Below are 18,930 nucleotides of genomic sequence, written 5' to 3'. Positions count from 1 at the left end.
GACACCGCTGCGAAGAACAGAGCCCGGGACAGGGCCCTCTCGGGGGGGGGGGGGGTGTGGACACAAGCCAGATCCCCAGGAGGCCGACCCCCTCCCGGGCTCCCGCCCGGGATCGGGCCGGCTCAGTGCTGCGCCGCGGGCTGGCGGGCGCCCGACTCCCATATGCCGAACTCGCCCTGCTGGTAGAGGGCGGCCGTGCCGGGGAAGATCTCGCTCTCCTCGACCTGGCCGATGAGCAGGACGTGGTCCCCGGCCGCCACGGTCCGCACCACCGTGCAGCCGGCGTACGCCACCGCGGCCTCGGTGAGCACCGGCGCCCCCACCGCCCCAGTGCGCCAGGTCACGGCGTCGAACTTGTCCGGCGCCTTCCCGGCGAAGATCCGCGCCGCGTCCTGGCCGTGGTGGCCCACGAAGTTCAGCGCGAACGCCCCCGAGGAGAGCATCGCCGGCAGGGTCCGGGAGGTCCTGCCCACGCACACCAGGAGCCGTGGTGGGGCCGCGGAGACCGCGGAAAAGGCGTTGCAGGTGAAGCCCCGCGGTTCGCCGTCGTCGCCTCGGGCGGTGACGATCGCGACAGGCGTGGGGAACGTACCGAAAACCGTCCGAAAGCTGTTCGCGTCCAGCATGGCGTCCACTCCGTCGATTCAGTCACGGGCTTTTCCCGTTGTCTCTGCGGCAACTCTCGACGAAGTGGCTTGAAAGCACCTGGAGAGCAGCTTGACCGCGCCGGAACCGGCCGTTCTGCATCCGGTTCGTACCGTTGTGCCGGTCTCGGGCGCGTCACGGGATCGGGGCGTCGCGGCTGGATCTCTACGGGTGGGCGCCGGGTCCGGAAACCAGCGCCGCCGGCCCCTTGTGCGGGACCGGCGGCGGTGTGCGGTGGAACGGTCGGGTGGGCGGGCCCGGCCTCCCCGTGCGGGGTCGGCGGCGCGCTCGGGCGGCCCGGTGGGGCCCGCGGCTCTCAGGCCGGCTCGTCGACGAGGGTGACCAGGCCGGCGGCGGCCAGGTAGCCCACGATGTCCTCGGTCACCTTGGGCGGCAGCGGCAGGGCGTCCGAGACGGCGGTGAGGGTGGTGGGCCAGACGAGCGTCATCGCGACCCACGCCGCTTCCGGCCGGTGCAGGACCACCCGGTGGGGACAGCCGTCGTACTCCAGTACGCAGCCGATCCCGGACTCCGGGACGGTGAAGCCCACGTGCCGGGGCAGCCGGATGCGGCGCTCGCCGAACGGGCGGACCAGGACGAACGGGGTGGACGACGACGCCGGTAACACCGAGAGCAGCGGACCGTCCAGGTCGTCCAGGCCGAGGGTGCGCACCACGAGGTGCGACAGCTTGCTGAGCACCGGCAGGGTGCGCAGGCACAGGTCCTCGATCTCGCTCACGGCGTTGCCGAGCAGTACCGGCCCCAGCTCCATCCGCCGCAGCACCTCGCGCACGGCGGGGCCGGGGCGGTCGAGCCGGTCGCGGCCCCAGCGGCTGGTGAGGAACAGCGCGTCGCCCCCGGTGTCCTGGTCGATGCTCACGTCCTCGGACAGCGACCAGAGATGAAAAGTCTGAACATCTCTGCTCGTATGCCGCATCTCGTACCTCTCTTGCCGAACTGAGGGATTCGTCGAGTATGGCGGCGCGGCGGATGCCCACGACAGCCACTGAGCCATACACCGACCATGAAAAAATCACGTCCGGGCCCGCCGGGGCCGGTGACGGGGACCGGTCCGGGCGGGCCGTGGGCCGCGGTGCGGCGCCGCCGCACGGGGGGGAGGTGGCGACGGCGCCGGTCCGGGGGGCCTCGCGGCTCGCGCCGCGGGGCGGGTCAGACGAGGGCGGGCTCGGCCGGCCGCTTGGCGCGCCGGCCGGAGACGGCCGCCAGCGCCATGGCGGCGAGGGCGAAGGCGGCGGCCGCCAGCATCGCCGGACGCGGTCCGGAGCCGTCCACGACCAGGCCGCCGATGAACGCCCCGACGCCGATGGCCCCGTTGAAGGCGGCGACGTACAGCGACGAGGCGGCCTCGCTCTCCTCGGGGACGAGCCGGATGACCCAGGTCTGCAGCGCGACGGGCAGGGCCGCGTAGAGCAGGCCCCAGCAGACGAGCATGGCGATGACCAGGGGGCCGCTGGCCCCGCCGGCGTACATCACGGCCATGACGAGGGCCAGCAGGCCCGTGCACACGATCAGGCTGGTGCGCAGCGCCCGGCCCACCACGGCGCCCGCGGCGAAGTTGCCCACCAGTCCGGCCGCGCCGAAGACGAGCAGGAGCGCGGCGACGAGGGAGGGCCGGATGCCGGCCACCTCTTCCAGGTACGGGGCCACGTAGGTGAAGGCGAGGAAGTGGCCGCTCATGATCAGCGCGGTGACGCCGATGGCGACGCGCAGGGCGCGGTGGCGCAGCACGTGCACCAGCGCCGAGAGGTTGCCGCTGCCGCGGGCGGGGAGGCTGGGCATGAACAGCACGCTCATCGCGAGGACCAGCACGCCGAGGACCGCGACGCAGGCGAACGCGGCGTGCCACCCGGCGGACTGGCCGATGGTGGTGCCGAGCGGGGTGCCCGCGACGGAGGCGAGGGAGATGCCGCCGAGGACCACGGAGGTGGCGCGGACGGCGTGCCGCTCGGGGACCAGCCGGACGGCGACCGACACGGCGATGGACCAGAACACCCCGTGGGCCAGGGCCACGATGAGGCGCGCGGCCAGGAGCACCGGGTAGCTGGAGGCGACGGCGGCCAGGAGGTTGCCGGCGACGTAGAAGACCATCAGGCCGACCAGCAGCCACTTGCGGTCGATGCGGCCGGTCACCGCGGTCAGGGGCGCGGCGGTGACGGCGGCCAGCGCCGCGAAGCCGGACACCAGGAAGCCGGCCGATCCCAGCGAGACCGACGTGCCGTCGGCGATGGACGGGAGGAGGCCGATGGGCAGCGTCTCCGTGGTGACGAAGGCGAAGACCCCGAGGGCGAGTCCGACCACGCCCAGCCAGCCGCGCAGCGACGAGTGCCGCGACTCGGCCGGGGCGCTCGGCGTCGGGGGTGGCGGCGCGGTGACGGTGGCGGTCCCGGCGGCGTCGTCGCCTCGGGGCCGGTTGCTGCTCTGGCTGGTCGCGCTGGGGGACATGGTCGCTCCCGGTGTGGATGTCCGGCGGTGGATGGAGGGCTTCCTGTTGCGCGGCCCGGATGCGCACGGAGGTGCGCGCACGGCGCTTTCGTGAAGCGCGGTGTCGGCGGTGCGGCGTCGGCGCCGCTTTTCCGCGGATCACCGGCGCCGCCTTTTCCGCCGGCCGGTGGAGCGCCGAGCAGGCCGTCGGTCGACTGCTCGCAGGAATATCGCGCCCATGCGGAGACACAGGACACCGAAAAGGCCCGCCCCGTCATTCTCGCTGCGCCCGGCCCGCGGAGGAAGTGCTTCCCGTTGGTGGTGGTGGGACCACCCGGCTACGGGTCGCCCCACCTGCTCGTACGCGGGCGAAGTGCCGCCGGGACAAGGGGGATTCGGCCGCACCTGGTGGTGGCACCAACCGGATGGGCCGACCCCGACAAGGCGGCGCGCGGTCGGGTAGTTTGCAGGCATCCGATGTTCGCCGGGTCACCCTTCGTCATGCGCAACCGTGCAGGGATTTCTGTGCGGAAACCCTCCGGGAATACGTCCGAGGTGTTCCGCACCCGGACCGGAAATCCTCCGGGTCCCCCGGAAGAAGATCTCCCGGATTCGGCTTTCGGCGTGTTCGGTGCCGTCACGAAAGAGACGGACAAGGTCGCAGTTCCCCCACTCTCCTGAAGGAGCAGAAACTTGTCGACGGACAGAATGCGTGTGACGGAGCGCGAAGCAGTGGGCACGGTGCCGCCGTCCGACCCCCAGGCGGCGCCCGAGCGCGCTCGCGTGAACCGTCTCGACACGCTCACCGGTCTGCGCTTCCCCGCGGCCTTCGTGGTGTTCCTCTACCACGCGGCCCTGCTGGCCTTCCTCGGCGTCCCCTGGCTGAGCAGCGAGTCGGGCGTCATCTCCTACTACGACGCGGTCGCCCACGCGGGCGCTCTCGGCGTCACCTTCTTCTTCGCGCTCAGCGGGTTCGTGCTCACCTGGTCGGCCCGCGACTCGGACACCGCGCCGCGGTTCTGGCGGCGGCGCTTCGTGAAGATCGTCCCCAACTACGTGCTGGTGTGGGGGCTGGCCATGCTGGTCTACGCCGCGCCCGTCACGGACCTGCGCGCCGAGCTGCTCAACCTGTTCATGATCCAGGTGTGGTTCCCCGACTTCGCGGTCAACTTCGGGGTGAACCCGGCCGGTTGGTCGCTGGGCGTCGAGGCGGTGTTCTACCTCTCCTTCCCGGTCCTGTTCCACTGGATCAGGAAGATCCCGGCGCACCGGCTGAACTACTGGGTGGTGGCCGTGATCGCCGGGATCATCGCGACCCCGCTGCTCTCGGAGCTGCTGGTGCCGGCCGGCACCGCGATGATGGACACGGAGCCGGGCACCTCGGTCAACCAGTACTTCGTCTCGTACATCCTGCCGCTGCCCCGCGTGCTGGACTTCGCGCTCGGCATCCTGGTGGCCCGCTCGGTGATGGCCGGCCGGTGGCGCAACATCGGCATGGTCTGGTCCGGCGTCCTGCTCGCCGCCAGCTACGCGGTGGGCTACTTCCTGCCGCCGATCTACTCGACGCGCGCGGTCTGCGTGATCCCGGCCGTGCTGCTCATCGCCGCCGGCGCCATCGCGGACAACGAGGGCCGGTTCACGCTCTTCCGCAACCGGGTGATGGTCTGGCTCGGGGACATCTCCTTCGCCTTCTACCTGGTGCACTACACGGTGATGGTGAGCGTGTGGAAGCTGCTCGGCAGCAAGTCCTACTCCGCCGTGGAGGCCGTCGGCCTGATGGTGCTGTTCATGGCCGCCTCGATCCTGGTCTCCTGGGCGCTGTACGCCCTGGTCGAGCGGCCGATCACCCGGCGCTGGTCCAACCCGCGGAAGAAGCGCGCCACCGCCGCCGCGCCCGCTCCCGCGCCCGTCCCCGCACCGGTCCCGGTGGCCGCCGCCGTGTCGGCGTCCGCGCCGGTGGAGGCCGTGCCGCTGACCGCGCAGGGCGTCGGCGACCGCTGAGCCCCGTCCGTCGTCCCACGGGGCGACGGACGGCGAAGGGGCCGTCTTCCCCACCCCGACCGGGGTGGGGAAGACGGCCCCTTCCGTGTGCGCGCCGCGCGTCAGGAGGCCGGTACGGGGGTGGGCGGGGCGGTGACGCCGGCCGCGGCGCGCAGCCCGGCCGGGGTGGAGACGTAGCCGAAGAGGGCGCCGCCCGGATCGAGCGCGCCCGACGCGTCGAGGCCCCCGACCCGGACCGGGGTGAAGCCCGCGTCGCGCACCAGGCGGTCCACCACCTCGCCGGCGCGGGGGTCGTCGTACGCCGTGCCCATGCCCCAGAAGTGCGGTTGCCGCGTGCCGCGCGACCCCAGCAGCTCGTCGGGGAAGTGGGTGAAGGCGCGGGCGACGGCGCTGCCGGGCAGTCGCGCCGCGATCCAGCTCCCCTGGGTGAGGTCCGCCCCGAGATCGGAGACGAACAGGCCGTCGGCGGAGACGCCGATGGGGCTGGTGGCGTCGATCACCACCTTGCCGGCCAGCCGGTCCGCCAGCCGCTCCAGCAGCTCCTCGACGGCCGGGTGCGGGACGGACAGCAGGACGACGTCGCTCGCCTCGACCGCGTCGGCGTACGCCGCCGCGCGGGCCCGGTCGCCCAGCGGGCCGACGAGGGCGGCGAGCCGGTCCGGCTCGCGCGAGCCGAACGTGACGGTGTGCCCGGCGGCGATCCAGTGGCGGCCGAGCGGGCGGCCGATGTTGCCCGCGCCCAGGACGCCGATGGTGAGGGGTGTGGCCGGTCCGGTCATCGGTGGTTCCTCGCATTCGTAGGGGGGAGGTCGTGCTGCGGGCCCGTGCCGGGGTCCGGACACGGGCGTCGGCCGCCGGTCGGGGTGACCGGCGGCCGACTGCTGGGGTGGTTCAGCACACGGTGACGTCGGGCCAGACCAGGGCGGTCGAGCCCCAGGTCACCCCGCCGCCGAAGGCGCTCATGAGCACGCGGGCGCCCGGCGCGAGCAGGCCGTCGCCGACGGCGTCGGCCAGCGCCAGCGGGATGGAGGCGGCCGAGGTGTTGCCGACCCGGTCCAGGTTGACGACGACCCGGTCGCGCTCCATGCCGAGCTGGTCGGCCACGGCGTGCAGGATGCGGGCGTTGGCCTGGTGGCCCACGAACCGGTCCACCGATTCCGGGGCCCAGCCGGCGCGCTCCAGCATGGTCTGCGAGGAGGCCGCCATCCGGGTCACGGCGTGCCGGAAGACCTGCTTGCCCTGCATCCGGAAGTAGGCGTCGGCGGGGGCCGATCCGGGGTCGGCGGCCGTGTCGGCGCGCTGCCGCGATCCGCCGCCGGGCACGAGGATGAGGTCCTTCAACGCGCCGTCGCTGCCGAGGTCGTAGCCGAGCAGGGCCCCCGGCTCGTCCGCGTCCCCGGCCCGGAGCACCACGGCCCCGGCGCCGTCCCCGAAGATGACCGACGTGGTGCGGTCCGCCGGGTCCAGGATGGTGGAGTACGTCTCCGCCCCGATGACCAGGACCTGTTCGGCGATGCCCGCGGCGATGGCCCCGGCGGCGGACGCCAGCGCGTAGACGAATCCGCTGCACACGGCGGCGATGTCGTACGCGGCGACGTTCCCGAGCCCCAGCCGGGTGGCGACGTCGGGGGCCGTGGCCGGGCAGGAGTGGTCCGGGGTGGTGGTGGCGAGGACGACCAGGTCGACGTCCGAGGTCCCGGCCGACTTCAGGGCCCGCTCGCCCGCCTCGACGGCGAGGTCGCCGGTGGAGGTGCCGGGGTCGGCCCAGTGCCGTTGCGCGATCCCCGTGCGGGTGCGTATCCACTCGTCGGAGGTGTCCATGGTCCGGGACAGTTCCTCGTTGGTCACGACGCGGGGCGGGACGTACGTCCCGAGGCCGGTGAGGACCGCGACCGCGCTCATGCCGCCGCCTCCCCCGCCGACTGAACTCCCCGCCGTCCGCGCGTGCTCGGCGCTTCGGCGCCGGCGCGCCGCGAGGCGGGCTGATGTCCGTGGAACAGCGAACGGGTCAACAAGAGGGGCCTCCCTGGGAGCCGGTGCGGAACGCCGCTACCGGGTGTGGTGGAACGGGCCGCGGCGCCGCTCGCGGCGGTCGCGGGAGCGGGGCGGCGCCGGCGGGGGCCCTGGCAGGGCGGCCGCCGGACGCGGCCCGGCTCGGCGGCACGGGCGGCCCGCGCCGTTGGAGAACGTACGTCGATTGTGCGGCGGCGGGCGCGGGCGCTCCAGACCGTGTCGGCACAGTGGGTGCGGCCGCTGGTGGCCGGACCACCACCCTGCGGCCGCGGGGGCGGCCGGGCGCGCGCGGCGGTCCGGCTACCGGGGGGCGGGGGCGGGCCCCTCGACGCCCGGCGGCAGGTACACCAGGAGGCGGGTGAGGGCGGTCTCGTCCAGGTCCATGGTGAACAGCACGAAGGGGAGGGGGCCGCCGCCGGGGCGGACCAGCTCGACGGTGGTCGGCACGGGCTCCTCGACCTCGTGGCGGTCCCACAGCTCGGCGAACCGGGCGTCGCTCAGGGCGAGCCGGTCGGCGATCTGCTCGTACCGGGGGTCGTCGGGGCCGTACGAGGCCTGGAGCCGGAAGCGGGCGGCCATCCGGCGGGCCACCTCGGGCCGGTTCCCGTAGCGCTCGCCGTGGGTGCCGGTGAACAGGCTGGTGAGGAAGTTGTCGTTGCCGTCGCGGCCCAGGCGCAGCACCTCGGCGGCCGACCGGTTCACGGCGAGGACGTCCCAGTAGCGGTCGATGACGCACGAGGGGCCCGACGTCTGCGTGTCGACGAGCCGTTGGAAGACGCCCGAGTCCGGCGGCGCGGGGGCGGAGGTGGGCAGCGGGGGGTTGGCGTCGGCGAGCCGGTACAGGTGCACGCGTTCCAGCTCGCTCAGCCGCAGGGCGCCGCTGACCGCGTCCAGCATCCCGTCCGACACCCGGATGGGGCGGCCCTGCTCCAGCCACGCGTACCAGGAGGCGCTGACCCCGGCCAGGACGGCGACCTCCTCCCGGCGCAGCCCGGTCCTGGCCCGCCTGCCGGTCGTCGCGAGCCCGACGTCCTCGGGGGAGAGCGCCGCGCGGCGGCTGCGCAGGAAGTGGGTGAGCTGGCTACGCCGCTTCTGCTTGCTGTCGGGCCCGGAGGGCGTGGCGTCCATACCGAGCGAAGTTATGCCACGGGCAGACGGGGTGTCAGCGGTGAGGATCACACTGCCGGTGGTTTGGGGCCCGCCCGCCCTTGTGCCGCCCGGCCCTCCCTGCCGCGGGCGCGGAAGGGCCGGGCGGCAGGGGTCAGGCGGGGCCGAGCACGCGCCCCAGCTCCGCGAAGAACAGCTCCTTGTGCTCCCGGTTGAAGAAGTGGCCCCCCGGCAGCGAGCGGAAGGTGAACTCCGCACGCGTGTGCCGGCGCCACGCCTCGGCGTCGGCGACGGGGACCAGCGGGTCGTCGCGGCCGTGCAGGACGTGGAGCGGGCAGGGCAGCGGCGGCGGCGGGGGGTCCGGGTGCCGGTAGGTGCCGGAGACCCGGAGGTCGTCCCGGAGCCGGGCGGCGACGGCCTGCATACGCTGCGGGTTCTCCCGCAGCAGCCGCCCCGCTCCACCGAGGCCCAACAGCAGCTCCAGGGAGGCTTGATCGGCCGGTCCTACGGTCAGGTCGGGTGCGGACGGAACATGCGGCGCACGGTGGGCCCCGGCCACGAAGCTGTCGGGCGGGCGCCGGCCGGCGGCGATGTGCCGTTGCGCCACGCCGTAGGCGACGAGCGATCCGCTGCTGTGGCCGTAGAAGGCGTAGGGCTCGTCGAGGGAGGGAGTGAGCTGCCGTGTCACCTCGCGTACCAGGGCGTCCATCGTGCTGACGGACCCCGCCACCCGAGCCGCGGGCTGCGCCCTGGGGGGCATGGCCACCGGCACGACGTCCACGCCGCCCCCGAGCCACTGGGCCCAGCCCGCGAACGACCAGGCGCTGCCGCCCGCGTGGTGGAAGCAGAACAGGCGCAGCCGGGCGGTCCGCGTTCTGGTCGGTACGTCCGTCGCCGCACCCGTCGCCGGGCGTACCGGGATATTCGCCGAAGTGTGCAACATGCCCGTCAGTCTGTCGTCGAATCGCGGCGGGAGGGAGTGTCTGTCGAACGGAGTGGTGCCACCACCACGGAACGGGGAGCGCAATGGGGCGCGCCGGTTTCCTCTCTCCCGGAGATACGTCACCGAATGGTCTCGCCGAGGCTGGGCGAGCGCGGAAGGAAAGAGGTCGATCCATGCAGACGACTGCACCCCCCAGAACATCCGGACTCCTGCGGCGGGCGCGACTGCGGCATTTCCTGCGGGCCCGCAGGGAGGGGATCACCCCGGAGGAGGTCGGGTTGGTGAAACTCGACCGCAGGCGTACGCCGGGCCTCAGACGCGAGGAGGTGGCGGCGCTCGCGGGGGTGGGGGTGTCCTGGTACACGTGGCTGGAGCAGGGACGGGACATCAACGTCTCCGAGGGCATCGTGAACGCCGTCAGCAACGCCCTGCGGCTGGAGGAGTGCGAGCGCGCGTACTTCTACCGGCTGGCCGGCCACAACCCGCCGCCGCGGCCGGAGGGCCACCTGGTGGACGGCGGGGACGCGCGGATGCAGGCCCTGGTGGAGGGCTGGTCGTACAACCCGGCCTACATCACCGACCGGTACGGGCGCATCGAGCTGGCCAGCCGCTCGGCGCGGGCCCTGTTCCGCATCAACGCACGCGGCGACCACTGCGTGGTGAAGTTCTTCACCGACCCGGCCACCCGTGCGAAGTACCCGGACGAGGACGAGGTGGGGCGGGGCCTGGTCGCCCAGTTCCGGGCGCAGTCGGCCCGGTTCCCGGACGATCCGGAGTTCGTCCGGATCGCGGAGCGGCTGACCGCGGGGAACGCGCGCTTCGCCGCGCTCTGGGAGAGCCACGAGGTCGTCGGCCCGGACCAGAGCACGCGCAGGATCATTCATCCGCAGTCCGGGGTGAAGGTCTTCGACCGCGTCGTGATGCGGGTGCCGGAGCACCCCGAGTCGCTTCTGACCCTCTACATCACGCAGCCCGCCGCCCAGCCGGCGGAGCGCCCGCGCGAGCTGGTCGGCACGCACGCGGCCGCCGCCTGAGCCGGCCGCCGGCGGGGCGCCGGGCGCCGGCTCGGGACGCCGGCCGGACCGGCGGGCGCGCGCGCTCCCGGCATCCGGTTCTTCGCGGGGGTGGTGTTCCCACCACCCCGATGAGGAGACACTTCCTCGGCCGGTTCCCGCATCTCATGATGAATACGCAGAGGAGTTCGAGGCTTTCGAGCAGAGCTTCGAAAATCGGCATTCTAGTGATTCACGGAGTAGGCAATGGATAATTCGACCGTCAGTCGGATCATCGTGGTCCTGGGGGAATTGGACGTTTCGACGTCGAACGTCACTCCGGACACCACGTTCGAGGCCATGGAGATCGACTCGCTGCTGCTGGAGGAGCTGGCGCTGCGGCTCCAGAAGTCCTTCGGCGTCGAGATCGAGATGGGCGAGCTGGTCCCGGAGCAGACCGTCGCGGAGGCCGCCGCGGTGCTCGCGGCCAAGGGCGTCCCCGTCGCCTGACGCGCTCCCCGGCGCACACCCCGTCCCCCCACACCACGGGCCCCCCACGGCCCCACCCCCACGCCCCCACACCCCCGAACCGCCATCCCCACTCCCCCCGCCTCCCCCCACCCCCCCACCCCCCCACTCCCCCCACACCTTCTCGCGCTCGGCGTTCCGCCCTTCGCGCGGCTCTTCACGTACTCATCGAGAGGAACTTCCATGTCTTCCACCCTGCTCGTCCTCAACGAGGTCGCCGCCGCTCCCGGCCGGACGGACCAGGTCGTGACCGAGTGGACCGCGCTGAACAGCAAGGAGCCGGTGGCCGGCCGCGCGCTGTTCCGCAGCGTGGACGACGACAACGTCCTGGAGATCACGCCCGTCAAGGACCTGTCGGAGCTGGCCGCCCTGAACGCCGGCTGGCACAAGCTCTGGGAGCGGGTGTCGGGCGACCTCGCCACCGACTTCCGTCGCCACCTCCTGGAGTTCGTCGAGGCGCCCAAGGACGTCGCCGACCCGATCCCGCAGACCCCGTACGTCCAGTTGCGCCACATCGAGGTGAAGCCCCAGCAGTACGAGGCGTACCGCGAGTGGCGCGAGAACACCATCTTCGAGGTCGTGCGGAACGCGGACGAGGTGGAGGCGTTCCTGGCCTACCACTCGGTGGTCAGCAGCGAGCCGGGCGTGATGTTCGTGTCCGGCTTCTCGTGCGACCCGGCCGACTACCAGGCCGTGTTCACCTCGCCGAAGTACCAGGAGATCGTCCAGCAGGCGGGCGACCGCTACATCGTGGGCGGCGAGAACGGCCTGTACACCCGCGTGTACAAGCGCGTCGATGCCTGAGACCGGCGCGGTGGCGGTCGGCCCGGCGGAGTTCGCGACGCCGGGCCGCACCGAGACCCACGAACTGGCGCTCACCACGCAGGGCCCGCTGTACCCGCCGAGCGAGGTCATGGACGGCAACGGGGACTTCGTCGTGGTGGGCATGGTCAACCGGCCCACCCCGGCGGGCGGGGTGGCGCCCGAGTGGGGGGCCGCCGTGGTCTCCCCCGCCAGCCCCGTACCGGAGTTCGGGCGGTTGGCCCCGTACACGGTGGTCCGCGAGCTGGACACCGACCCGGACGGGGCGGACCGGGACGTCGTGCTCCACACGCTGCCCCTGCCGCTGCCCTGCAACAACTACCCGATGGTGTTCGCGCCGGAGCAGCTTCCGGACGCGGCGCTGGTCGAGCGGCCGAGCCACGCCTTCCACCAGGTGCCCATCCCGGACCTGCGCGCGGAGGACGGGCCGAAGGTGGTCGAGCCGGTCACGTTCGGCCAGTGGATGCGGGCGAGCGGGACGCTGGAGGTCGGGGTCACGCCGGACGGCGGATCGGGGACCTTCGACTTCTCCTTCGCCCGCCTGGTGCCCCACAGCGTCTACACCGTCATGTCGCTGCGCGCCCGCGACCTGGACGCGGCGGGGCCCACCCGGCCCGGCCCGCTCGGGGTGCCCAACGTGTTCGTCACCGACGCGGAGGGCGCCGGCCGCTACCACGCGACGCTGCCCGACCCGTTCCCGGACCCGGAGCTGCCCGGCGCCAACCGGATCGTCAACGTGGTCGTGCTGTGGATGAGCTACCAGCGCAGCTACGGCGGCGCCATCGGCGAGTTCGGGCTCGGCGGGGACATCCACGCCCATCTCAAACTCCGCGCCCCGTCCTTCCAGAACCTGCGGACGGTCGGGCCCGCACGTCCCTGACGGCGGGACCCGACCGGCCGCACCCGACGACACCCCCCGCACAGAACCGAGAAGCCGAGGAAGGCCCCATGCCCATCATCTCCGTCACCACCTGGGACGGTCAGGACGACGCCCAGTGCAAGGAACTCGTCGAGGAACTGACCCGCACCGTGCGCCGGGTCACCGGAGCGCCCCTGGACAAGATCACCGTCTACGTCCAGGAGGTGCCGCGCAACCGCTGGGCCGAGGGCGGGGCCCTGGGGAGCGACCCGGACTTCCCGAAGCTGAGCCGGCGTACGACCGAATGACGTGACGGGCCCCGGCGGCTCGCGCCCCGGCAGCCGCCGGGGCGCGAGCGCCCAGCCATCCACCCAGCGAAACGGGAAAGGTACCCAGCCATGCCCCAGGAAACAGCCGAGGCCACCGATGCCCAACCGGGCACGCTGTTCCTCGTCGGCGACGTGTTCGCCGCGTTCGCCCACCACGAAGGCGTCCTCACCGTCTCCCAGCTCGTGCGGCTGATCAGGAGCGGCGCGTACCCGGCGGAGACGGGCGAGGCCCGTGTCACGCTGGGGCAGGGCGTCTCCCTCTTCGACGTCCAGTTCGTCCGCGACGCGCTGGTCCGCGGCGGCGTCGAGGACCGGGTCGTCATCGACGACCGGGCGCTGCACGCCCGCGCCGGACGCGAGTTGGCGCACAAGCACCGCATCGAGAACGTGCTGATCTCCCGGCCCCGCGCCGTAGGGGCCGACTGGTACGAGGCCGACCTGCTGGTGGACGCGGGCAACGAGGTGATGTCCGACCACCTCACCGGGCAGCACATGCAGGGGATGCTGGCGACGGAGGCCGGCCGGCAGATGTTCATCGCGGTGGCGGAGGAGTTCTACCTGCCGCCCGCGGCGGTCGGCGGCAGCTACTTCGTCATCGACACCTTCTCCACCCGCTACCGCAGCTTCCTCTTCCCGCTCCCCGCCCAGGTCCGCTGCAACGTGCTCGCGCACCGCTCGCCGCACCACACGCGCACGTCGTTCCACTGCGAACTCACCGTGAACCAGGGCGGGTCCGTCACCGCGGACATGGAAGTGCGGTTCACCGCCTTCGACATGCAGGTCTCGCACACCAAGGAGACGCGGGCGGCGCAGCGCAGCCTCCAGGACGGGATGGCGCTGGCGGCCGCGGCCGCCGCGGCCGCCGACCCCGCGGCCGCCGCGGCCCGCACGCCGTGACGCGGCCGACCGGCCGCAGCCCAGGGCGCCCCGACCGCACGGCGGGGCGCCGACCGCCCCAGCAGGGAGTCGAACCCATGTCAGGCACGACCCGCCCCTACACAGTCTTCAGCGACGTCGACGAGACGCTGATCTCGGTCAAGAGCATGTTCGACTTCCTCCAGTACCAGTTGGTGCGCCGGCGCGGTCCGGCGGGCGAGGAGGAGTACGAGCGGATCATGGCCGTGATCGGCCGGCGGGCCGCCGAGGGCGTGCCCCGCGCGGACATCAACCGCTTCTACTACAGCCACTACGCGGGCGAGTCGGCGACCGAGGTCACCCGGCTGGCCGACGACTGGTTCGCCGAGCGGACCGCGTCCACCCGCGGCTTCTACATCGAGTCCACCCGGCGGGCGCTGCGCGAGCACCGGGCGGCGGGCGCGAGCGTCGTCCTGGTCTCCGGGTCGTTCCCGCCCCTGCTGGAGCCGCTGGCCCGCGAGGTCGGGGCCGACGCGATCCTGTGCACCCGGCCGCTGGTCGCGGACGGCGTCTACACCGGCGCCGTCGGCGTCCCCGTCATCGGCGCGGGCAAGCGCGCCGCGGTGCTGGACCTGCTGGCCTCCCGGCCCGGCGTCGACCCGGCCGACTGCTACGCCTACGGGGACCACATCTCCGACCTGCCGATGATGGAGCTGGTGGGCCACCCGGTCGTCGTCGGCGGCGACGAGGAGCTGCGCCGCAGCCTGGCGCGCACCTGCGAGACGGCCGGCGTCCGATGAGCGAGCGCCGGTTCCACGTGCTGCTGGGGCCCGACGGGGCCGGCAAGTCCTCGGCCATGCGGCGGCTCGCCGCCCTGCTGCCCGGCTGGCGGCTGCTGTCCACGGACAGCGCCTTCACCGCCCCCGAGCACGCCCTGATCCCCCGGCTCCGGCGCGACCTGCACGAGCACGTGCTGCCGGGGCTGGGCAGCGCCTACTCGGCGGACTTCCTGGCCAGCGTGATGCAGACGGCCGTGGTGCACCTGCGCGACCAGTTGCGCGACGGGGACCCCCGGACGCCGGTGCTCATGGACTCGTACTACTACAAGATCCTGGCCAAGTGCCGGATGGCGGACGTCCGCGACGCCCGGCTGTACTCCTGGTGGCGCTCCTTCCCGCAGCCGGACGGGGTGGTCTTCCTCGACGTGTCGCCGGAGGCCGCCTGGCGCCGGCGGGGGGCCGGGACGCGGCTCAACGCCCTGGAGTACGAGGGGGAGGCGGGCGACCGGGCGGGCTTCGCGCACTACCAGCGCTCCCTGCGCGAACTGCTGCTGGAAGAGGTGCGGGAGCTGCCGGTGGCCATGGTGCGCGAGCAGCCCGACGCGCGCCGGACGGCCGAGGCCGTACGGAAGGTGCTGGCCGCATGAGCGCCCCCACCGCCCCGCCGCCCTCGCTCTGGCACGCCGACGGGCACCCCGGCCGCTTCCGCGAGCGGGCGTTCGCCGCCCGCGACCGGCTGGCCGCGGACCACGGCGACGTGCTCCGCGCCCAGCGGCGGGTCCTGGCGGACCTGCTGGACTTCAACGCCGCGACCGCCTTCGGCCGCCGGCACGGCTTCCGCTCCCTGCGTACGGTCGACGACTTCCGCCGGGCCGTCCCCGTCGGCGACTACGCCTCCCACGCCCCGCTGATCGAGCGGACGGCGGCCGGGGAGCGCGGCCTGCTGACGGCCGACGCCCCCGAGGTCTACTTCACCAGCAGCGGCAGCACCGGGGCGCACAAGAAGGTCCCGGTCACCCCGCGCTTCATGCGCACGACGTTCCTGCCGTTCTACCTCGCGGCGTGGGCGCCGCTCGCCGAGCACTTCCCCGACGTGCTGGCGCGGCCCGACGCCGTCCTCAACCTCAAGCACGACCCGTTGAGCGCCCCGCCCACCACCGGCGACGGCCGCCCGCACGTGGGGGCCAGCCAGGTGGACTTCGGAGCCCGGTTCGGGGAACCCCTCGCCGCCGAGCCCGGCACGGGCGCCCCGTGGGCGGTGCTCCCGACGCCCACCGCGCCCGGCGACCACCTGGAGCGGGCGTACCTGCGGCTGCGGCTGGCGGTGCAGAGCGACGTGCGCTGCCTGATCGGCATCAACCCGGCCATGGTCGCCGCCGTCCCGTACCAGTTGAACCTGTGGTGGCCCCGGATCGTGAAGGAGGTGCGCGACGGGACGCTCGGCGGCCTGCCCCACCGGGCCCCCGACCCGCGCCGCGCCGCCGAACTCGAGCGGCTGGCGGAGTACTTCGGGACCGTGCGCCCGGCGCACGTGTGGCCCCGGATGCGGGCGCTGTTCTGCTGGACCGGCGGGGTGGCGTCGCTGTACCTGCCCGCGCTGCGCGAGGAGTTCGGCGCGGGGGTCGCGGTGCTGCCCGCCCCGGTGGCCGCCTCCGAGGGGCCGGTCGCCGTGGCGCTGGACCGGCACGGCTCGGCGGGCAGCCTCACCGCCTCGGCCTCGCTGTACGAGTTCGTCCCCGCCGACGAGGACCTCGCCCCCGACAGCGCGACGCTGCTGGCCCACGAGCTGGAGGCGGGCCGGGACTACCACGTGCTCTTCAGCCATGTCGGCGGGCTGTACCGGTACGCGGGCGGCGACGTGGTCCGCGTGGTCGACCGGGTCGGCGGCGCGCCGCGGCTGGAGTACGCCGGCCGGGCCGGCCGGCTGGACGCGGCGGGCGAGCGGCTGCGGGACGCCCAGGTCGTGCGGGCCCTGCGCGCCGCCCTGGACTCCGGCGGCCTCGCGCTGCGCAACGTGGCCTGCCGCGCCGAACCGGCCGGGGGCGGCGTGCCGCAACACGTCTTCGCGATCGCCCCCGGCGGGCCCTGGAGCCGGCAGGAGCGCGACCGCTTCGCCACCGCGCTGGACCGCGCCCTGGCGGCCGAGTCCGGCCCCTACGCGAGGGCGCGGGAGGCCGGGCGGCTCGCCCCGCCCGACGTCCGCCTGCTGGACGCCGGGGCGTTCCACCGCGACTGGTCCGCCGCGGTCGGCGCGGGCGTCCGCCCGACCCAGGTCAAGGACCGCCTCTTCCGACCGGACGACGACCAGTGGCGGCGGTTGACCCGTACGCCGGGCGGCTGACCCCCGCCCGGACCCCCCGCCCCGCGCAGCCCGCACCGCCACGACGAGGAGCCCGCCATGCCCGTGCTCAACCCGGTCGAACGGACCGCCCTGCTCACCGCCGCTCTGCGCGCCGCGGAGACCCGCCGCGCGGACCGGCTCTACGACGACCCCTACGCCGCCGGACTGGTCGGGGAGGTCGGGCCGCACCTGCTGGCCGAGGTGCGCGCGGCCACCTTCCCGCCCGACCGCCCGCGCACCCTGCCCAGCACCCCGGACTACAACGCCATCCGCACCCGGTTCTTCGACGACCTCCTCCAGGAGGCCGCCCGCGAGCCGGAGGCGACGCAGATCGTGCTGGCCCCGGCGGGCATGGACTCCCGCGCCTACCGGCTGCCCTGGCCCCGCCACATCCGCTACTTCGAGGTCGACCGGCCGGCCGTGCTCGACTTCAAGGCCGAACGGCTGCGCGGCGCCGTGCCCGCCGTGGACCACCGCACGGTCGCCGTCGACCTGACCGACGACCACTGGGAGGACCGGCTCGTCGCGGCCGGGTACGACCCGGACACCCCCTCGACCTGGCTGCTGGAGGGGCTGCTCTACTACATCCCCGAGGCCGACGCCCACCGGATGCTGGAGCGGGTCGCCGCCATATCAGCGCCCGGCAGCCGCATCGCCGCCGACATCGTCAACCGGGCCGCCCTGACCCTGCCCCACATGCGCGGCCTGCTGGACGTCTTCGCCGGCTGGGGGTGCCCCTGGCTGTTCGGCACCGACGAGCCGGAGGCCCTGTTCGAGCGGTACGGGTTCGACGTCCGGGCGGCCCAGCCCGGCGAGCCCGACGCCGACTACGGGCGGTGGCCCGACCCCGTGCCGCCGCGCGGGGCCGAGGACGTACGACGGGTGTTCTTCGTGCACGGCAGGCGTCGCTGACCATGGCGACCACCGTGATCGCGGGAGGCGGCGTCGCCGGACTCGCCCTGGCCCTGGCCCTCGGCGGGCGCGGCCACCGGGTGCGCGTCCTGGAGCCCGGCCCGCCGCCGCCGGACGGGCCCGCCGCGAAGGCCGCCGAGCTGTGGGAGCGCCCCGGCGCGCCGCAGGCCCGGCACGACCACGTCCTGAACGCGCTCGGCGTGCGGATGCTGCGCCGCCACGCCCCCGAGGTCCTGGACGCGGCGCTGGAGGAGGGGGCGCGGCTCCTGGACCTCACCGCCGCCGCGCCCCGGCCCGCCGGCACGGGCCGGGCCGTGCGGTGGGCCGGTGACGAGGAACTGGTGACCCTGGCCGTCCGCCGCTCCGTCCTGGACGTGGTGCTGCACCGCGCGGCGCGGGCCGTGCCGGGGGTGGCTCTCGACCACGGGACCCGGGTCGCCGGGCTGTCGCTGGAGCCGTCGGGGCCGGCCGGGCGCCGGGTGCGGGGCGTGGTGACGGACGGCGGCGAGCGGATACCGGCCGACGTGGTGGTGGACGCCACCGGCGTCCGGTCCGCGTCCCGGAGCTGGCTCGCCTCGGCGGGCCTCCCGGCGGGCGGCGACCTCTCCTCGCCCGGCAGCCTGCGCGCCTTCGGCCGCTTCTACCGGCTCCGCGACCCGGACGGGCCGCCGCCGGGCCCGCTCAACCGGGGCAACGCGGCGGGCGGCGTCTGGGACCACTACTCCGCGGTGCTGCACCCGGCGGACAACGGCGTCTTCGCCATCACGCTCGGCACCCTGCCGGGCGACCGGACGCTCTCCGCCCTGCGCGCGCCCGACGCGTTCACCGCCGCCTGCCGGCTGTCGCCGTACCTCGCCCCCTGGGTCGAGGAGGGCGCCGCGGCGCCGCTGGGACCGGTGCTGGTCACCGGGATGCCGCCGAACATCCTGCGTGGGCCCCGCCCCGTGGCCGGGCTGCTGCGGGCCGGGGACGCCGCCTGCGTCACCGACCCGATGTTCGGCCGGGGCATGTCCCTGGCGCTGGCGCACGCCTTCGGCCTGGCCGAGCTGATCGACGGCCACCCGGCCGCAGGCGCGGAGCTGGGCGGGGCGGCGGACCGGCTGGCCGAGCGGATGCTGCGCCCCTGGTACGAGCGGGGCGCGCACGACTCGTGGGCGCGGGTGGCCCGGTGGCGGGCCGCCGCCGGTCTGCCCCCGGAGGCCGGGCCCGGCCCGGACCTGCCGGCCGGCGCCACCGGCCTCCCGCGGTCGGGGGGGGGGGGGGGGGGGGGGAAGGAACCCCCCCCCCTTGGGGGGACCCCCCACCTCCCCACACAAACCAGCGCCCCCCCCTAAGGTCTTTTGCCACCCTACCTCCCCGGCC

Annotated in this window: 19 protein-coding genes; 12 read left to right on the top strand and 7 right to left on the bottom strand. The window is 74.3% G+C overall.

From position 1 onward, the window contains the following. Positions 1 to 122: 122 nt before the first annotated feature. From ACZ6EJ_RS15365 to ACZ6EJ_RS15355, 3 genes are all read right to left on the bottom strand, one after another. Positions 123 to 626 carry a flavin reductase family protein gene (locus tag ACZ6EJ_RS15365; RefSeq protein WP_469267514.1) on the bottom strand — a complete coding sequence of 168 codons (504 nt, stop codon included), beginning with the start codon at positions 624 to 626 and terminating at the stop codon, positions 123 to 125. 335 nt (positions 627 to 961) lie between these two features. Beyond that, positions 962 to 1,525 carry an NADH oxidase gene (locus ACZ6EJ_RS15360; RefSeq protein WP_469267512.1) on the bottom strand — a complete coding sequence of 188 codons (564 nt, stop codon included), beginning with the start codon at positions 1,523 to 1,525 and terminating at the stop codon, positions 962 to 964. 290 nt (positions 1,526 to 1,815) lie between these two features. Beyond that, positions 1,816 to 3,108: an MFS transporter gene (locus tag ACZ6EJ_RS15355; RefSeq protein WP_469267511.1), complete on the bottom strand. Its 1,293-nt coding sequence runs from the start codon at positions 3,106 to 3,108 to the stop codon at positions 1,816 to 1,818. Positions 3,109 to 3,780: 672 nt separating this feature from the next. On the opposite strand from ACZ6EJ_RS15355, the gene ACZ6EJ_RS15350 reads away from it, so the two are divergent. After that, a complete protein-coding gene (locus tag ACZ6EJ_RS15350; RefSeq protein WP_469267510.1) occupies positions 3,781 to 5,088 on the top strand; it encodes an acyltransferase family protein in 1,308 nt (435 codons plus the stop codon). A 101-nt stretch (positions 5,089 to 5,189) separates the two neighbouring features. Here the strand turns inward: ACZ6EJ_RS15350 and ACZ6EJ_RS15345 are convergent, their stop codons facing one another. The 4 genes from ACZ6EJ_RS15345 to ACZ6EJ_RS15330 all read right to left on the bottom strand — a co-directional run bounded on the left by ACZ6EJ_RS15345 (position 5,190) and on the right by ACZ6EJ_RS15330 (position 9,151). Further along, on the bottom strand, positions 5,190 to 5,867 hold the full coding sequence (locus ACZ6EJ_RS15345) for an NADPH-dependent F420 reductase (RefSeq protein ID WP_469267508.1): 678 nt from the start codon (positions 5,865 to 5,867) through the stop codon (positions 5,190 to 5,192). A 112-nt stretch (positions 5,868 to 5,979) separates the two neighbouring features. Next, entirely contained in the window at positions 5,980 to 6,990 is a 1,011-nt protein-coding gene (locus ACZ6EJ_RS15340) for a beta-ketoacyl-ACP synthase III (RefSeq protein ID WP_469267507.1), read from the bottom strand. Between the two features lie 411 nt (positions 6,991 to 7,401). Next, a complete protein-coding gene (locus ACZ6EJ_RS15335) occupies positions 7,402 to 8,229 on the bottom strand; it encodes a helix-turn-helix transcriptional regulator (protein ID WP_469267506.1) in 828 nt (275 codons plus the stop codon). Positions 8,230 to 8,362: 133 nt separating this feature from the next. Then, complete coding sequence (locus ACZ6EJ_RS15330; protein ID WP_469267505.1) at positions 8,363 to 9,151, bottom strand: thioesterase II family protein; 789 nt, start codon at positions 9,149 to 9,151, stop codon at positions 8,363 to 8,365. A 173-nt stretch (positions 9,152 to 9,324) separates the two neighbouring features. On the opposite strand from ACZ6EJ_RS15330, the gene ACZ6EJ_RS15325 reads away from it, so the two are divergent. The 11 genes from ACZ6EJ_RS15325 (at position 9,325) to ACZ6EJ_RS15275 (ending at position 18,902) form a co-directional block, all read left to right on the top strand. Further along, the gene (locus ACZ6EJ_RS15325) at positions 9,325 to 10,185 is read left to right on the top strand and encodes a helix-turn-helix transcriptional regulator (RefSeq protein ID WP_469267503.1); all 861 of its coding nucleotides are present in this window, start codon (positions 9,325 to 9,327) and stop codon (positions 10,183 to 10,185) included. A gap of 225 nt (positions 10,186 to 10,410) precedes the next feature. After that, the gene (locus tag ACZ6EJ_RS15320; RefSeq protein WP_469267502.1) at positions 10,411 to 10,653 is read left to right on the top strand and encodes a phosphopantetheine-binding protein; all 243 of its coding nucleotides are present in this window, start codon (positions 10,411 to 10,413) and stop codon (positions 10,651 to 10,653) included. Between the two features lie 201 nt (positions 10,654 to 10,854). Next, complete coding sequence (locus ACZ6EJ_RS15315) at positions 10,855 to 11,475, top strand: hypothetical protein (RefSeq protein WP_469267500.1); 621 nt, start codon at positions 10,855 to 10,857, stop codon at positions 11,473 to 11,475. Continuing rightward, on the top strand, positions 11,468 to 12,373 hold the full coding sequence (locus ACZ6EJ_RS15310) for a hypothetical protein (RefSeq protein WP_469267499.1): 906 nt from the start codon (positions 11,468 to 11,470) through the stop codon (positions 12,371 to 12,373). The genes ACZ6EJ_RS15315 and ACZ6EJ_RS15310 overlap by 8 nt, the downstream gene beginning before the upstream one ends. 68 nt (positions 12,374 to 12,441) lie before the next feature. After that, complete coding sequence (locus ACZ6EJ_RS15305) at positions 12,442 to 12,660, top strand: tautomerase family protein (protein WP_469267497.1); 219 nt, start codon at positions 12,442 to 12,444, stop codon at positions 12,658 to 12,660. Positions 12,661 to 12,750: 90 nt separating this feature from the next. Further along, complete coding sequence (locus tag ACZ6EJ_RS15300) at positions 12,751 to 13,578, top strand: AfsA-related hotdog domain-containing protein (RefSeq protein WP_469267496.1); 828 nt, start codon at positions 12,751 to 12,753, stop codon at positions 13,576 to 13,578. A 77-nt stretch (positions 13,579 to 13,655) separates the two neighbouring features. Beyond that, positions 13,656 to 14,336, top strand: coding sequence for an HAD family hydrolase (locus ACZ6EJ_RS15295; protein ID WP_469267494.1), 681 nt, complete (start codon positions 13,656 to 13,658; stop codon positions 14,334 to 14,336). Then, positions 14,333 to 14,962 carry a nucleoside/nucleotide kinase family protein gene (locus tag ACZ6EJ_RS15290; protein WP_469267493.1) on the top strand — a complete coding sequence of 210 codons (630 nt, stop codon included), beginning with the start codon at positions 14,333 to 14,335 and terminating at the stop codon, positions 14,960 to 14,962. The genes ACZ6EJ_RS15295 and ACZ6EJ_RS15290 overlap by 4 nt, the downstream gene beginning before the upstream one ends. Beyond that, a complete protein-coding gene (locus ACZ6EJ_RS15285) occupies positions 14,959 to 16,656 on the top strand; it encodes a GH3 family acyl-acid amido synthetase (protein ID WP_469267492.1) in 1,698 nt (565 codons plus the stop codon). The genes ACZ6EJ_RS15290 and ACZ6EJ_RS15285 overlap by 4 nt, the downstream gene beginning before the upstream one ends. Before the next feature lie 57 nt (positions 16,657 to 16,713). Further along, positions 16,714 to 17,568, top strand: coding sequence for a class I SAM-dependent methyltransferase (locus ACZ6EJ_RS15280; RefSeq protein ID WP_469267491.1), 855 nt, complete (start codon positions 16,714 to 16,716; stop codon positions 17,566 to 17,568). Positions 17,569 to 17,570: 2 nt separating this feature from the next. Continuing rightward, entirely contained in the window at positions 17,571 to 18,902 is a 1,332-nt protein-coding gene (locus tag ACZ6EJ_RS15275) for an NAD(P)/FAD-dependent oxidoreductase (protein ID WP_469267490.1), read from the top strand. Positions 18,903 to 18,930 lie beyond the last annotated feature (28 nt).

The sequence above is a fragment of the Streptomyces sp. NPDC041970 genome (assembly GCF_055588985.1).
This window is presented reverse-complemented; position numbering and strand designations above follow the sequence as displayed.